Source organism: Selenomonadales bacterium 4137-cl (genome assembly GCA_032334055.1).
Classification (GTDB): Bacteria; Bacillota; Negativicutes; order Sporomusales; family UBA7701; genus Anaeroselena; species Anaeroselena agilis.
Window position 1 is genome coordinate 4117527 of the sequence record JAUOZS010000001.1, and the last position, 13458, is coordinate 4130984.

At 61.1% G+C, this 13458-nt stretch carries 16 protein-coding genes; 12 read left to right on the forward strand and 4 right to left on the reverse strand.

Annotation, left to right across the window (positions count from 1 at the left end; genetic code table 11):
• Positions 1 to 39 precede the first annotated feature (39 nt).
• On the forward strand, positions 40 to 633 hold the full coding sequence (locus Q4T40_21105; GenBank protein MDT8903735.1) for a manganese efflux pump: 594 nt from the start codon (positions 40 to 42) through the stop codon (positions 631 to 633).
• A 61-nt stretch (positions 634 to 694) separates the two neighbouring features.
• Here Q4T40_21105 and Q4T40_21110 read toward each other — a convergent pair whose 3' ends face one another.
• Both Q4T40_21110 and Q4T40_21115 read right to left on the reverse strand, forming a co-directional pair.
• A complete protein-coding gene (locus tag Q4T40_21110) occupies positions 695 to 841 on the reverse strand; it encodes a hypothetical protein (protein ID MDT8903736.1) in 147 nt (48 codons plus the stop codon).
• Positions 842 to 970: 129 nt separating this feature from the next.
• Complete coding sequence (locus tag Q4T40_21115) at positions 971 to 1288, reverse strand: cupin domain-containing protein (GenBank protein MDT8903737.1); 318 nt, start codon at positions 1286 to 1288, stop codon at positions 971 to 973.
• A 179-nt stretch (positions 1289 to 1467) separates the two neighbouring features.
• Between Q4T40_21115 and Q4T40_21120 the strand changes: the two genes are divergently transcribed.
• From Q4T40_21120 to upp, 5 genes are all read left to right on the forward strand, one after another.
• On the forward strand, positions 1468 to 1944 hold the full coding sequence (locus tag Q4T40_21120) for a low molecular weight protein arginine phosphatase (protein ID MDT8903738.1): 477 nt from the start codon (positions 1468 to 1470) through the stop codon (positions 1942 to 1944).
• Positions 1945 to 1975: 31 nt separating this feature from the next.
• Positions 1976 to 2413, forward strand: coding sequence for a ribose 5-phosphate isomerase B (gene rpiB, locus Q4T40_21125; GenBank protein MDT8903739.1), 438 nt, complete (start codon positions 1976 to 1978; stop codon positions 2411 to 2413).
• Positions 2414 to 2476: 63 nt separating this feature from the next.
• The gene (locus Q4T40_21130; GenBank protein MDT8903740.1) at positions 2477 to 3040 is read left to right on the forward strand and encodes a TIGR01440 family protein; all 564 of its coding nucleotides are present in this window, start codon (positions 2477 to 2479) and stop codon (positions 3038 to 3040) included.
• 55 nt (positions 3041 to 3095) lie between these two features.
• A complete protein-coding gene (gene glyA / locus Q4T40_21135; protein ID MDT8903741.1) occupies positions 3096 to 4340 on the forward strand; it encodes a serine hydroxymethyltransferase in 1245 nt (414 codons plus the stop codon).
• Between the two features lie 44 nt (positions 4341 to 4384).
• Positions 4385 to 5011 carry a uracil phosphoribosyltransferase gene (gene upp, locus Q4T40_21140; protein MDT8903742.1) on the forward strand — a complete coding sequence of 209 codons (627 nt, stop codon included), beginning with the start codon at positions 4385 to 4387 and terminating at the stop codon, positions 5009 to 5011.
• Positions 5012 to 5064: 53 nt separating this feature from the next.
• Here upp and Q4T40_21145 read toward each other — a convergent pair whose 3' ends face one another.
• Entirely contained in the window at positions 5065 to 6243 is a 1179-nt protein-coding gene (locus Q4T40_21145; GenBank protein MDT8903743.1) for an aminotransferase class I/II-fold pyridoxal phosphate-dependent enzyme, read from the reverse strand.
• Between the two features lie 235 nt (positions 6244 to 6478).
• Between Q4T40_21145 and Q4T40_21150 the strand changes: the two genes are divergently transcribed.
• The 3 genes from Q4T40_21150 to Q4T40_21160 all read left to right on the forward strand — a co-directional run bounded on the left by Q4T40_21150 (position 6479) and on the right by Q4T40_21160 (position 8346).
• Positions 6479 to 6952: a YhcH/YjgK/YiaL family protein gene (locus Q4T40_21150; protein ID MDT8903744.1), complete on the forward strand. Its 474-nt coding sequence runs from the start codon at positions 6479 to 6481 to the stop codon at positions 6950 to 6952.
• A gap of 110 nt (positions 6953 to 7062) precedes the next feature.
• Entirely contained in the window at positions 7063 to 7842 is a 780-nt protein-coding gene (locus tag Q4T40_21155) for an NAD-dependent deacylase (protein MDT8903745.1), read from the forward strand.
• Positions 7843 to 7893: 51 nt separating this feature from the next.
• Positions 7894 to 8346: a cytidine/deoxycytidylate deaminase family protein gene (locus Q4T40_21160; GenBank protein MDT8903746.1), complete on the forward strand. Its 453-nt coding sequence runs from the start codon at positions 7894 to 7896 to the stop codon at positions 8344 to 8346.
• 42 nt (positions 8347 to 8388) lie between these two features.
• On the opposite strand, the gene Q4T40_21165 is transcribed toward Q4T40_21160, so the two are convergent.
• The gene (locus Q4T40_21165; GenBank protein ID MDT8903747.1) at positions 8389 to 9150 is read right to left on the reverse strand and encodes a serine hydrolase; all 762 of its coding nucleotides are present in this window, start codon (positions 9148 to 9150) and stop codon (positions 8389 to 8391) included.
• A gap of 182 nt (positions 9151 to 9332) precedes the next feature.
• Between Q4T40_21165 and larA the strand changes: the two genes are divergently transcribed.
• The 3 genes from larA to wecB all read left to right on the forward strand — a co-directional run bounded on the left by larA (position 9333) and on the right by wecB (position 13323).
• A complete protein-coding gene (gene larA / locus Q4T40_21170; protein ID MDT8903748.1) occupies positions 9333 to 10595 on the forward strand; it encodes a nickel-dependent lactate racemase in 1263 nt (420 codons plus the stop codon).
• A 457-nt stretch (positions 10596 to 11052) separates the two neighbouring features.
• The gene (locus Q4T40_21175; GenBank protein MDT8903749.1) at positions 11053 to 12081 is read left to right on the forward strand and encodes an MraY family glycosyltransferase; all 1029 of its coding nucleotides are present in this window, start codon (positions 11053 to 11055) and stop codon (positions 12079 to 12081) included.
• Between the two features lie 87 nt (positions 12082 to 12168).
• Positions 12169 to 13323, forward strand: a complete 1155-nt coding sequence (gene wecB / locus Q4T40_21180) for a UDP-N-acetylglucosamine 2-epimerase (non-hydrolyzing) (protein MDT8903750.1) — start codon at positions 12169 to 12171, stop codon at positions 13321 to 13323.
• The last annotated feature ends 135 nt before the right edge of the window (positions 13324 to 13458 follow it).

Consider the following 13458-nt stretch of genomic DNA (forward strand, 5'->3'; position numbering starts at 1 on the left):
CTTCATATACATTAGCAGGCGGGGGTGAGAGGGTTGAGTGTGCTCGAATTGTTCGTGCTCAGCACAGCGCTGGGCACGGACTTGTTTTCGGTGGCGATCCCCATCGGCATGAACAGGGTGAGGCTGCGGGTCATATTCCGGTCGGCGGCGGTTTTCGCCCTCTTTCACATCGGGATGATTCTCACCGGTTACCATGTCGGTCACTGGCTGGGCGGGATGGTCGAGCATGTGGGCACATACCACATCGATTGGCCGGCGGCGGCGGTGCAGGACTGGGCAAGCGCCATCGGCGCATTGGTGCTGACCGCCCTGGGGGTGCACATGATCCGGGAGAACGCCGCCGGGAACGATCGGCAGGCGGCGGGGCACCCGTTGCAGGGACTGGCGCTCGTGGGGCTGGCGGTAAGCGTCAGCCTGGATGCGTTGGCCGCGGGGTTCAGCCTGGGGATGATGGATGTCGACCTCATAAAGCTGAGCGTCGTCCTTGGGGCGGTGATCTTCTGCGTCGGAATAGTCGGCCTGGGGCTGGGGAGGCGCCTGGGGCGCTACATCGGCGGGCGGGCCGAACTGGTGGGCGGGCTGGTGCTTATGCTGCTCGGGGTTCATGTATTCTGGACCGCGGTCATGAATTAAAAAGACTTGGCGCAAGCCAAGTCTTTTTGTTGCGGAGCGGGGATGACGGCAATGGTGGGCGTTACTTCTTGGTGGTCACGGGTTGCCGTTCCGGCAGCTTTTCCTGCCCGCTTTCCTGCCTGGCGGGCGACGGGTCGCCGGCACTGCGCGCGTCTTTGGCTCTGGCCCGCCGGAGACTGTTGAACTGGTCAAATGTCCTGCCACCCATAGTATCACCTCGCGTCTTATTTATTGCGGCGTCCGCGTTACCAAGGCATTGAGGTCTGGGAATATTGTCTGTAAAAGCGGTCTCAGGGATACCTTGCAGATTAATCCAAGGTCGGGCGCCAGGATGCCTTCATTTTAGCTTGCCGTGAACGGCCAGCCATACACAGGGCGGCGAGGACGAGGTGAATTCGACGCGATGTTTTTCGTGGGCTGCGAGGAAGAGCGCGTCTCCTTCGGCGAGGCTGACTCGCCGGCCGTCGGCAAAAGATATTTCCGCCCGCCCTTTGAGGAGAACGACCCATTCGTCCCTGGCCTGGTCGTACCAGAACCCGGGGGGCGAAGCCTGCCCGCAGGAAACTATCCGCTCGATCAGCACGCCGCCGCCTTCGTGGAGGGGCTCGGTAAGCTCTTCGGACGGCAGGGGATGAGGGATGTTGAAGATATTCATGGCAACCTCCGACGGAATTGTTGTAGTTATATTTGGCCCCGTTTCCGCCGATTCCTGCCCGGAAAGCCGCTTAAGCGCATATCATGAGGTTTATTGTCCCGGGCCGGTTTCACCAATCGCCGCATTTATGGTAAAATAGTGCCATATACGGACATACTAAGGGGAGGCTGGATGCGTCAATGGTGCGAGTTTTACTCGTGTGTACAGGCAATACCTGCCGCAGCCCGATGGCCGAGGCGATGCTGAGGGAAAGGGTTCGGGCCGGAGATTTGGCGGACAAGGTTGTGGTGCTGTCCGCGGGACTTGCGGCTCCGGGCGAATACCCGCCGTCGCCCCCCGCGCTGGCGGCGATGAAAAGGCGGGGGCTCGACCTGTCGGCCCACCGCTCGCGGCAGCTTCAGCCCGAACTCGTTAAGGCGGCCGACATTATCCTGACGATGACGGCGTCCCATAAGCGGGCGGTTGTCGCCGCCGCTCCCGAAGCGGTTGGAAAGGCGTACACCCTGGCGGAGTATGCCGGGGAGAATGGAGATGTGGCCGATCCCTTCGGTGGCAGCGGGGCAATATACGAGGCCTGCGCCGCCGAAATGGAGCGCCTTATCGATAAAATATGGCAAAGGATCGCGCAATTAGCAGGAAAAAGCGATCAGATGTAGAAAACTTCCCGAAATGCGAGGAGGGGATAGGATGCTTGTTGCGATCGGCAGTGATCACGGCGGTTTTCGCCTGAAGGAAGATATCAAGCAGTATCTGACGGAGAAGGGGATCGAGTTTCAGGATTTCGGCACCCATTCCACCGTTTCCGTCGATTACCCCGACATTTCCCGTTCGGTGGCCGAAGCGGTCGCCGGCGCGAAGTGTGACCGGGGCATTATTATATGTGGGACAGGCATTGGCGTATGCATCGCCGCCAACAAGGTGAAAGGCATCCGGGCGGCGTTGTGTCATGATACCTATTCCGCCCAGATGTCGCGAGAGCACAATAACGCCAATATTTTGACGATGGGCGAGCGGGTTATAGGCTTCGGACTTGCCCGGGCGATCGTCGACAAGTGGCTGGCGGCCGAGTTCGCCGGCGGGCGGCATGAAAAACGGGTGTGCAAGATCGCCGATCTTGAGATTTAAAGACAATACCGTGCCGATTGAGGCGTAAGGGCAAAGCGGCCCTTATTCGGGAGGTTTTCGGGGATGTTCTGCGATAATGCCGAAATCAAGCGTCAGACGGCGGCGGCGGTCGACGAGCTGTTGAGCGCGGCCGGTCTCGGGCCGGGGCAGATTCTGGTGGTCGGCTGCAGCACCAGCGAGGTGCGGGGGGCAAGGATCGGCTCGTCCGGCTCCGAGGAGGTGGCGGCGGCAATCCTCGCCGCGCTCAGGGGAAGCTGCCGGGCCAAGGACGTCTATCTTGCCGTCCAGTGCTGCGAGCACCTCAACCGGGCGCTGGTGGTTGAGCGACCGGCGGCCGAACGCTACGGCCTGGAAGAGGTGAGCGTAGTGCCTGTGCCGAAAGCGGGCGGGGCGCTGGCCGCCCGGGCGATGCGCGAGTTTAACGCTCCGGTGGTCGTGGAGACCATCGAGGCTCACGCCGGGCTGGATATCGGTTCGACGCTGATCGGCATGCACATCAAAAGGGTGGCGGTGCCGTTGCGCCTGGAGCAGAAGGTGATCGGCCAGGCGACGCTGACGGCTGCCCGCCATCGGCCCAAACTGATCGGCGGCGTGCGGGCGGTTTACGAATTGCCGCCCTGTTACTGAGGATGACCTGCGCTTTGTTTGCAGCATAATGATAAGCAATATTTAGGAGGGAATCATGAATATTCTTGCCAGAATTGATCCGGAAGTGGCGCGGGCCATCGACCTTGAGTGTAAGCGCCAGCAAAGCAAAATCGAGCTGATCGCCTCGGAGAACTTCGTCTCCAAGGCGGTGCTGCAGGCCCAGGGCTCGGTGCTGACCAACAAGTACGCCGAGGGCTACCCCGGCCACCGCTATTACGGCGGCTGTGAGTTCGTGGATATCGCGGAGAACCTCGCCATCGAACGGGCCAAGTCGTTGTTCGGGGCGGAGCATGCCAATGTGCAGCCGCATTCCGGCGCCCAGGCCAACACGGCGGTATATTTCGCCTTCCTTCAGCCCGGCGACACCATTCTGGGCATGAATCTGGCCCATGGCGGGCACCTGACCCACGGCAGCCCGGTCAATATTTCCGGCAAGTATTTCAAGATCGTTCCCTACGGGGTAGACGAGGTCAGCCACCGCATCAACTACGACGAGGTGCGGCGGCTGGCGATGGAGAACCGGCCGAAGATGATGGTGGCCGGCGCCAGCGCGTATTCGCGGATAATCGATTTCGAGCGCATGGGAGCCATTGCCCGCGAGTGCGGGGCGATGTTCATGGTCGATATGGCACACATCGCCGGCCTGGTCGCCGCCGGGCTGCATCCCTCCCCCGTCCCCCACGCCGACATCGTCACAACGACTACCCACAAAACGCTGCGCGGACCGCGGGGCGGCTTGATCCTCTGCAAGGCCGAGCACGCCAAAGCGGTGGACAAGGCTGTTTTCCCAGGCATCCAGGGCGGCCCGCTGATGCACGTCATCGCCGCCAAGGCGGTCGCGCTCAGGGAGGCAATGGGCGAGGAGTTCCGGGCCTATCAGGCTCAGATAATCAAGAACGCCAAGGCGCTGGCCGAGAAACTGACCACCGAAGGCTTCAGCCTGGTATCCGGCGGGACAGACAACCACCTGATGCTTCTCGACCTGCGCAACCAGCGCCTCACCGGCAAGGTGGCCGAAAAGTTGCTCGACGAGGTCGGGGTGACGGTGAACAAGAATGCCATCCCCTTCGATCCTGAAAGTCCGTTTGTCACGAGCGGCATCCGTATCGGCACGCCGGCGGTGACCTCGCGCGGCATGCAGGAGGACGCCATGCTCGCCATCGGCGAGATTATCGCCATGGTCCTTAACAACCCTGAAGATTCGATGGTGAAAACCAGGGCGGCCGGCCTGGTCGCCAAGCTGACCAAGAAATATCCCTTGTACGCCGACCTGGGTTAAGGGAAAAGGCCCGGGAGGAAATACAACGACGGGAGAGTGTGGACATGCAGGTTCGAATCATCGATCATCCCCTGATACAACACAAGCTTACGCTGATCCGCGATATACGGACCGGCCCGAAGGAGTTCCGCGAGCTTCTCGAGGAAATCGCCATGCTGATGGCCTACGAGATTACCCGCAACCTGCCGCTGGAGGATACGGTTATCGAGACGCCGGTGGCGCAGTGCCGCTGCAAGGTGCTGTGCGGCAAGAAGCTCGGCGTGGTGCCCATCCTGCGGGCGGGGCTCGGCATGGTCGGCGGCGTCGTCCGCCTCATCCCGGCGGCGAAGGTCGGCCATATCGGCGTTTACCGGGACCCAGAGACTCTGAAGCCGGTGGAATACTACTGCAAGCTTCCCACCGATGTCGAGGACCGGGAAATCGTCGTTATCGACCCGATGCTGGCAACCGGCGGTTCGGCCGCGGCGGCCATCGAAATGATCAAGCAGCGGGGCGCCCGGAGCATCAAGCTGATGTGCCTGGTCGCGGCGCCCGAAGGCGTGCTGCACGTAAATGAGCAGCACCCTGATGTGGAGATTTACACCGCCTCGGTGGACGAGCGGCTCAACGACCACGGCTATATCGTGCCCGGTCTCGGCGACGCCGGCGACCGGATCTTCGGAACAAAATAGAAGGACAAAAAGGCCCCGGGCGTACGCCCGGGGCCTCTAAGCATAAATGAGTGTCACGCGAATTTGACGGCGCGCTTGTTTCCGCCCAACGCCTTCTTCATTCCTTCGCAGGCGGCGGCGATCGTCTCCTCGTTGCGGAGGTAGCACAGGCGGACGTGGCCTTCGCCCCGTTTGCCGAAAAACGCGCCGGGGGTGAGGGCAACGCCGGCCCGCTCAAGCACGAAGCGGGCGAAGTCCTTGCTGTTCATGCCGGTGCCGCTGATGTCGGGGAAGGCGTAGATGGCGCCGGCGGGCATAGCACAAGTGACGCCGGGGATGTCGTTGAGCAGATTGACCATCAGGTCGCGCAGTGAACGGTAGTAGGACCGCCGTTCGTCCATCAGGCGTCGCTCGGTGGCGAGGGCGGCGATGCCGGCGTGCTGGATGAAGGGGGGCAGGCAGGTGTAGACGGTGTTGAACATCAGGCCCATTTTGGCGATCAGCTCGGCGGGGCCGATCGCATAACCCAGCCGCCAGCCGGACATAGAGTGGCCCTTGGAGAAGCCGCTGAGGATGATGGTGCGCTCGCGGCACTGGTCGGCGAAGCTTGGCGAAAAATGGCGGCCTTCGTATATGTTTTCGGCGTAAATTTCGTCGCTCAGGAGATAGATGTCGTGCTTCGCGGCCACGGCGGCCACGTCGCGGATCTCCGCCTCGCTCATTACGGCGCCTGTAGGGTTGCCGGGGGTGTTAATGATTATCAGGCGGGTCTTGGGGGTGATGCGGGCCTCAAGGTCGCCGGCGTCGAGGCGGAAGCCCTCCCGGAGCGGCACGGTCACCTGCCTGATGCCCGTGTAGCTGGCGACGGCCTCGTAGGTCGGGAAATAGGGGTCGAGGGTTATGATCTCGTCGCCGGGGTTGGCGGTGCAGCGGATGACGAAATCGATGATGCTGTTTGCCGGCATGGTCACGATCTGGTTGAGCTCGGGCGTAAAACCGAGCTTGCCGGCGGTATATTCGCGGATGGCCTGCCGCAGCGGCTCGATGCCATTTGAGGCGACGTATTTCGTATTGCCCTGGTCGAGGGCCTGCTTGGTTGCTTCGATTACGTGCGGGTAGGCATCGAAATCGGAATCGCCCACTTCGAAGCGGTAAATAGTTCGGCCGGTTGCGGCCAGCGCGTTGGCGATATTGAGGATTTCCAGCATTGGTTGGCCGACGAGGCCGGTGGTGAGGTCGGACAGACGTTTCATGATTGGCACCATCCTCTGTGTAAATACAAGTGGACTATACAGAAAGACATTATACTCCACTTTGCGCCCAGGCGCAACCCCTGAAGAGGGCATTTTTGTATTAATAAAGGAAATCATATGTCTTCCCGGGCGAGGATTGTTCCATAAGGTGAACAGTGTCGGCGGGCAGGTTTAACAGGTCGAACGGGTAATGTATAATTAGTCCTAAAAGGAAAGTGTTGAGGAGGCGAAAAACATGATTCTCGGGCATATCGGCAAGCTCCAGCATGAAAAGGGCCTGTTGCCCGCCGCTCTGCGGACGGGGCTTGAGTACCTCGCCACGACCGATTTCAGCAATGTGGCCGCCGGCAAGTATGAGCTCGCCGGCAGCGACAGCTACGCGTCGGTGTCGGAATACACCACCGACGCCAGGGAAAACAAAAAGCTAGAGGCCCACGTCAAGTATGCCGATATCCAGTACATCATCAGCGGCGAGGAGACCATCGGCTTCGACGTGCTTACCGACGCTCTGGCGGTCAAGGAGGACAAGCTGGCCGAGAAGGACGTTATCTTTTACCACGCCGTCCCAAACGAGACGGAGCTGAAGCTGACGGCGGGCATGTACGCCATCTTCTTCCCGTGGGACGTCCACCGGCCGGGCTGCGCGTCCGGCGCCCCCGGACCGGTGCGTAAAGTGGTCGTGAAGGTCAGGATGGACGCTCTCAAGTAAAAAGTCGCAAGCGCCGGGTGCATACCCGGCGCTTGCTTTTTTGCGTCGCGGGGAAGGGGTTGACGGCCGGGAGGCATAATATACAGGGTATCGAATGGACGGAGGCGGAGATGATGGCGGCGTTGCTGGACGAAGTGGCGGCAGCCTGGTCAAATGCCAGGTACCCGGTGGTTTTCACCGGGGCGGGGATGAGCACCGAGTCGGGGCTGCCCGATTTCCGCTCGGCCAGGGGGCTGTGGAAGCAGCGCCCGGAGAGCCTGGCGACGATGGCGGCGCTCCGTCGCGATCCGGGCGAATTCTATTTTTTCTATCAGTGGCGGATCGCCCGCCTGTGGGAGGCGGCGCCCAACGCCGGCCATGCTGCGCTGGCCGCGTTGGCGTCAGCGGGCTTCGTCAGGCGGCTGATAACCCAGAACGTCGACGGTCTCCACCAGCGGGCCGGCGGCGAGGCTGTGGAGCTTCACGGCACGCTGCGGACGGTAAGCTGCCTCGGGTGCGGGGCGGGGTACGACAGCCGGCAGCTGCTGCCGGCGAGGACGGGCTGGGAGGAAGAATACCGGTCGGGGCGGTACCGGCCGGGCAAAGAGTGTATTTGCCCCGGCTGCGGCGGAAGTCTGCGGCCGGATGTCGTGCTGTTCGGCGAATCCCTGCCTGGCGATGCCTGGGACGAGGCGGCGCGCGTCAGCCGGGCGGCCGACTTGTTCGTGGTCGTCGGTTCGTCGCTGGCGGTGGGGCCGGCCAACCTCTGTCCCGAGTTTGCTCTGGAAAGCGGGGCGCGGCTGGTAATCGTAAACCGGGAGGCGACCCATTTAGACGGCCGGGCGGAATGGGTGTTCCACGACAAGGCCGCCGGAGTGCTGGCGGCGATCCGGGAAAGGATTATCGGCTGACACGTGGAAATAGTGGAAATATAGGGAAGGCAACAGGATGGAGGTGCGCGGATGGCGCGGCCGATGTGGGATGAATATTTCATGGATATCACCAGGGTGGTGGCGACCAGGTCCACCTGCCTCAGGCGCCAGGTGGGGGCGGTCATCGTCAAGGGCAAGCGCCTGCTGACCAGCGGCTACAACGGCGCTCCGCAGGGGCTGCCGCATTGCAGCGAGGTGGGGTGCCTGCGCTCTGAAAGGGCGATTCCTTCCGGCGAGCGACACGAGTTGTGCCGCGGCACCCACGCCGAGCAGAACGCCATCGTCCAGGCCGCCCTCTATGGCGTGGCCATCGAGGGCGCGACCCTTTACTGCACCCACCAGCCATGCTCGGGCTGCACCAAGATGATCATCAACGCCGGCATCAAGCGGATAGTCTATCTGTCCCCCTACCCCGACGAGCTGGCGGCGGAGTTGCTGGCCGGAACTGGCATAGAATGCGTTTGTTTCCAGGACAAATGCTGAAATAGGGCGCTTTCCGCCGGGAAGCGCCCTATTGGCTGTTGCCTATTTGCGCCGCAGCGCGTTGTACGCCTTCGCGGCCGTCCTGGCGATATAATCGCTGGCGTACTCTTCAGGCTTGTCGGTCAGGGTATAGATGCTTATGAGGATTTGGTCCCGGCCGTCGTCGACGATGCCTACGTCGCAGAGGAGGTTGTCGAGAGAGCCGACCTTGTGCATAACCGGGGTTTCCATGAAGCGGGGAATCTCGTCGCGGAAGATGGTGTTGGCGAGCTTGTCTTTGAGCTCGGCCGACTTCTGCCTGCCGAGGTAGCGGTCGCGGTAGATGTGCTCGAATACCAGGGCCATCTCGTACGGCGTGGTGACGCTGTGATACCTGTAGCGTTTATAGGCGTCCTCGCTGTGCACCTGGGTTTTGCGCAGGCGCAGGTCCCGCGTTACCCTGCGCAGCGCATCGGGACGGACGGCGTCGATCTCGTCGAGCATCGCGCGGTACGAGTCGTTGCCGCTGATAACGATCATATCGGTTACGTTTTCGTCGTACAGCTCCTTTTTATCCGGGTTGGCGGCCGGATAGAGGTACTTGTAGAGCGCCAGCGCGACAACCAGCTTGGCGGTCGACGCTGCGGGGAAGACGGTGTCGCGGTTGTAGGCGAGGGTCTTGCCGGTCTTGAGGTTCTTGGCGTAAACGCCAACCTGGCCCGGGAAAATCCTGGCGTCGCCGGCGATTTCCTTATAGGGGCTGGCCGATGCGGCCGCGGCGGTCAAAAGGAGCGCGGTAAGGACAATGGCGGCTTTTCTAAGCAATCCTACCACCCCTGGCTTTCTTTTGGGTCAATTATAACCGACGCAGACGGGCCGGTCCATGGGCGAAAAAGACTGCTTTTGTCGTTATGTGCCTTGCGGGATAGCGGCGCTGCGGCGCAGGTCCGGGAGAGAAACGGCCCCTGTAATGAATATTAAAGAAAAATGAAGGGATGTGGTTTTTCATGGCCAGCAAAGAATACAGTCTGAAGTACGGCAAAGGGTACGTGAAGTTTTCCCTCGACCCGTCGCTGGTGGCGGCGGAGCTGAGAATCAGGGAGGCCCCCGTGCTGCCCGACCCGGTGGCGGTCATCCGCGAGGCCATCCGCAACCCGATCGCCTCTTTGCCTCTTCGCAAGGTGGTCAAGCCAGGCGAGACGGTGTGCTTCATCGTCAACGACCCGACCCGCGTGGCCAACAGCGACGTCTTTATGCCCGTCCTGCTCGACGAGCTCAACGCCGTCGGCGTGCCTGACAAGGACATGTTCATCGTTTTCGCCCTCGGCACCCACCGCGACATGACTGAGGAGGAGATGACGGCGGCCGTGGGTCCGGAAGTGGCCAAACGGGTGCGGATGTATAACAGCAACGCCAAGAAGGATGAGTTCGTGTACTTCGGCACCACTTCACGCGGCACGCCGGTATGGTTCAACAAACTTGTCGCCGACGCCGACCGCATCGTCTGCACCGGCAGCGTCGTCCATCATTTCTTCGCCGGCTTCGGCGGCGGCCGCAAGGCGATGTTGCCCGGGGTCGCCAAACACGAGACCATTCGCAAGAATCACAGCATGATGTTCGACCCTAACGCCGTCATCGGCCGCTTGGAGGGCAACCCCATCTATCACGACCAGGTGGAGGGCACGGAGATGCGTCGCCCCGACTTTCTTCTCAACGTCGTCCTGAAAGAGAAGATCGAGTTCCTGGGCGTGTTCGCCGGCGACTATGTTAAGGCCCACCTGGAGGCCTGCAAGTTCGTCGACAGCGTTTACGGCACGCCGGTCGCCGAGCCGGCCGACCTCGTCATCGCTACCTGCGGCGGCTATCCCAAGGACATCAATGTCTACCAGCTGCAGAAAACGATGGACAACGCCTGGGGTGCGGTACGCCAGGGCGGGGTGGTCGTCATTCTCGGCGAGTGCATCGAAGGCACCGGTTCGGCTCTGTACGAGGAGACGATGCGCAAGTACCGGACGCCGGACGAGGTGGAGGCCGCCCTCAGGGACAACTTCGAAATCGGCGCCCATAAGGCGTACGCCGTCACCAGGCTGATGAAGAAGGCCGAATTCATCCTCGTCTCGTCCCTAAAGCCGGAGCTTGCCAAGACGCTCCTCTTTACGCCGGCCGCCGATATCGACGAAGCCCTCGGCAGGGCGTTCGCCAAACTGGGGCCGAAGCCGCGGATCGTCCTGATGCCGCAGGGCGGTATAACCGTTCCGCTAAGTCAATAAGCAGTCGATGCCGGCCGGCGTGGCAACGCCGGCCGGCGCTTTGCCGGGTACGCAACGGTAGGACCGTATGTCGGCCCGAACGGGTATCGATGATATATTGTCGAGGAAGCCGAATTTCTGGAAAATCGGTAGACATAAAAGGAATTTGACCCTTTGAGGCGAATGATATATAATATTCGCACCCTGGTGCGTATCGGTGGACATAAAAATACCGGTGGCCGGGCGGGCCGCCAACCCCGTTGCCGGGGATACGGCGCACGCGGCGTTGATTAAGCTTGACATATTGTTGTAGCACGTGCATATCCTGTGTGGCGGGGAAAATACTAAAGATACCAGTAGATTTGGATGTTTATCACGTTTGACAAGTTTTGTCTGCTAAGTTAAAATAGCTACTGATATTCGCGTAAAAGTTGCCGGTTTATCAATATCTCTCCCTGGGAAATGAGGTGGTCTCAGCGTGCAAATATACGCATTCGCCTTTACTGTAGCCTTGATCGTGGCTTATTTCCTCACGCCTCATATCAAGGATATCGCGATAAAAGCAGGGGCGCTGGACGCGCCCGACGCCCGCAAGGTCCATACCAGCCCGATTCCCCGCATGGGCGGTCTGGCGATTTACATGGGCTTTCTGGTGGCGGTGCTGGCCAGTCTCCATATCAGCCACGAGATTGCCGGTTTGCTTGTCGGCGGTACGGTCATTCTTATTGTCGGCATAGTGGACGACCTCAAGCACCTGTCGGCCAAAACCAAACTGCTCGGCCAGATCGCCGCGGCGCTTGTCCTGGTGGTTTTCGACGTGCGCATAGAATGGCTGACAAACCCGTTCGGGGACATGATCTACCTTGAGTATTTCTCCATCCCCCTCACTGTTCTCTGGGTTGTCGGCCTTACCAATACCGTCAATCTGATCGACGGCCTCGACGGTCTTGCGGCGGGGGTTTCCACCATCGCCTCCATCACCATCCTCCTGGTGGCGTTGCAGCAGAACTTCTGGACGGTGGCCATCATGACGGCGGCCCTGGCCGGCAGTGCGCTGGGCTTTCTGCAGCATAACTTCAACCCGGCGAAGATCTTCATGGGCGACACGGGCAGCATGTTTTTGGGCTATATGCTTGCCGCCGTGTCCATCCTCGGCACAGTGAAAAGCGCGGCGACTATCGCCCTTGTAGTGCCGATCGTGGCTCTTGGTCTGCCGATTATGGATACCGCCTTCGCGATCATCCGCCGCTACACCAACGGGCGGCCGATATTCAAGCCCGACAAGGGGCACCTCCATCACCGGTTGCTGGAGATGGGCCTTACCCAGAAACAGGCGGTGTTGCTGATGTACACGATCAGCGGCTGCCTGGGCCTGAGCGCCATCGCGCTGACGGAAGTGAATAAAGGCTATGGGGCGCTGATAATTTTACTGCTGCTGGGACTAGCTTTCTTCGGGGCCAGGAAGGTCGGCGTCCTCAAGGACACCGGTTCGGTGGAAAGCAACTAGGGGAAAAACGGGCAGGCCGGAGGGCCTGCCCTCTGATTATGTGCGGTTGCTTAGAGCCTCTCGCGGCAATCATTCAGGAGGACGAATATGGCTCCCATAAAGGTCATGACTATTTTCGGCACGCGTCCCGAGGCGATCAAAATGGCGCCGGTGGTTCTGGAACTGGCGAAATACCCGACCCTTGTCACCCCGGTGGTCGCTGTCACCGCCCAGCATCGCGAGATGCTCGACCAGGTACTGCAGCTTTTCCGCGTTGTGCCCGACCATGATCTCGACATTATGTCCCGGGGGCAGACGCTTTTCGATATCACCTGCCGCTCGCTGCAGGGACTCAACGACGTGCTTGCCGGGGAGCGTCCCGACATCGTCCTCGTCCATGGCGACACGACGACGACTTTTGCCGGCGCGCTGGCCGCCTTCTACCACCAGATCGCCGTCGGTCACGTCGAGGCTGGTCTGAGGACGCGGAACAAGTTTTCCCCCTTTCCGGAGGAGATGAACCGCAAGCTCGCCGGCTCGCTCACCGACCTGCACTTCGCGCCCACTGCCACCGCCCGCGGCAATCTGCTCGCCGAGGCGGTCGCGCCGGCGGACGTGTTCGTCACCGGCAACACCGTCATCGACGCCCTTCTGGCCACCGTCGACGAAAAGTACCGATTCACCGCGCCGCCGCTCGCCGATATCGACTACCTCTCCCGGCGGGTCATCCTTGTTACGACCCACCGCCGCGAGAATCTTGGCGAGCCGCTCCGCCACGTCTATCAGGCGCTGCGCGACATCGTAAGCGAGTTCGCCGACGTCGAGGTCGTCTTTCCCGTACATAAGAATCCGCGCGTGCGGGAGATAGTCCAGGCTGAGCTGGGCGGACTGGCGAGGGTTCATCTCGTCGACCCGCTCGACTACCAGCCGTTCGCCAACCTCATCGCCCGTTCCCATCTCGTGCTGACCGACTCCGGCGGCATCCAGGAAGAAGCGCCGTCGCTCGGCAAGCCGGTATTGGTGCTCAGGGATACAACCGAGCGCCCGGAAGCGCTCGACGCCGGAACGGTCAAACTGGTCGGCACCGACCGGGAAAAGGTGTACGCCGAAACCCGCCGGTTGCTCGTAGACCGGGACGAATACCGGCGGATGGCCAATGCCTGCAATCCTTACGGCGACGGGCAGGCCGCCCGCCGCATCGTGTCGTTCATCCTCTGGAAGCACGGTTTGGCCGAGCGGCCGGAGCCGTATTCCGCCCGCTGACTGTGGCATAATGCGACAATGCGTTCACAATTGTCTCGATTCGTAGACAGCAGCGAGGCGGCCTTCGGCCCGCAAGCCGCGTATTTGCTGGGGTGGAAGCTGGCATAATTCTTGCATGGATAATTGAGGGTGGAA

Coding starts and splice junctions, on each gene's coding strand:
- Q4T40_21110 (MDT8903736.1), bottom strand. CDS start 841: ATGGGTGGCAGGACATTTGACCAGTTCAACAGTCTCCGGCGGGCCAGA.
- Q4T40_21115 (MDT8903737.1), bottom strand. CDS start 1,288: ATGAATATCTTCAACATCCCTCATCCCCTGCCGTCCGAAGAGCTTACC.
- Q4T40_21120 (MDT8903738.1), top strand. CDS start 1,468: ATGGTGCGAGTTTTACTCGTGTGTACAGGCAATACCTGCCGCAGCCCG.
- rpiB (MDT8903739.1), top strand. CDS start 1,976: ATGCTTGTTGCGATCGGCAGTGATCACGGCGGTTTTCGCCTGAAGGAA.
- Q4T40_21130 (MDT8903740.1), top strand. CDS start 2,477: ATGTTCTGCGATAATGCCGAAATCAAGCGTCAGACGGCGGCGGCGGTC.
- glyA (MDT8903741.1), top strand. CDS start 3,096: ATGAATATTCTTGCCAGAATTGATCCGGAAGTGGCGCGGGCCATCGAC.
- upp (MDT8903742.1), top strand. CDS start 4,385: ATGCAGGTTCGAATCATCGATCATCCCCTGATACAACACAAGCTTACG.
- Q4T40_21145 (MDT8903743.1), bottom strand. CDS start 6,243: ATGAAACGTCTGTCCGACCTCACCACCGGCCTCGTCGGCCAACCAATG.
- Q4T40_21150 (MDT8903744.1), top strand. CDS start 6,479: ATGATTCTCGGGCATATCGGCAAGCTCCAGCATGAAAAGGGCCTGTTG.
- Q4T40_21155 (MDT8903745.1), top strand. CDS start 7,063: ATGATGGCGGCGTTGCTGGACGAAGTGGCGGCAGCCTGGTCAAATGCC.
- Q4T40_21160 (MDT8903746.1), top strand. CDS start 7,894: ATGGCGCGGCCGATGTGGGATGAATATTTCATGGATATCACCAGGGTG.
- larA (MDT8903748.1), top strand. CDS start 9,333: ATGGCCAGCAAAGAATACAGTCTGAAGTACGGCAAAGGGTACGTGAAG.
- wecB (MDT8903750.1), top strand. CDS start 12,169: ATGGCTCCCATAAAGGTCATGACTATTTTCGGCACGCGTCCCGAGGCG.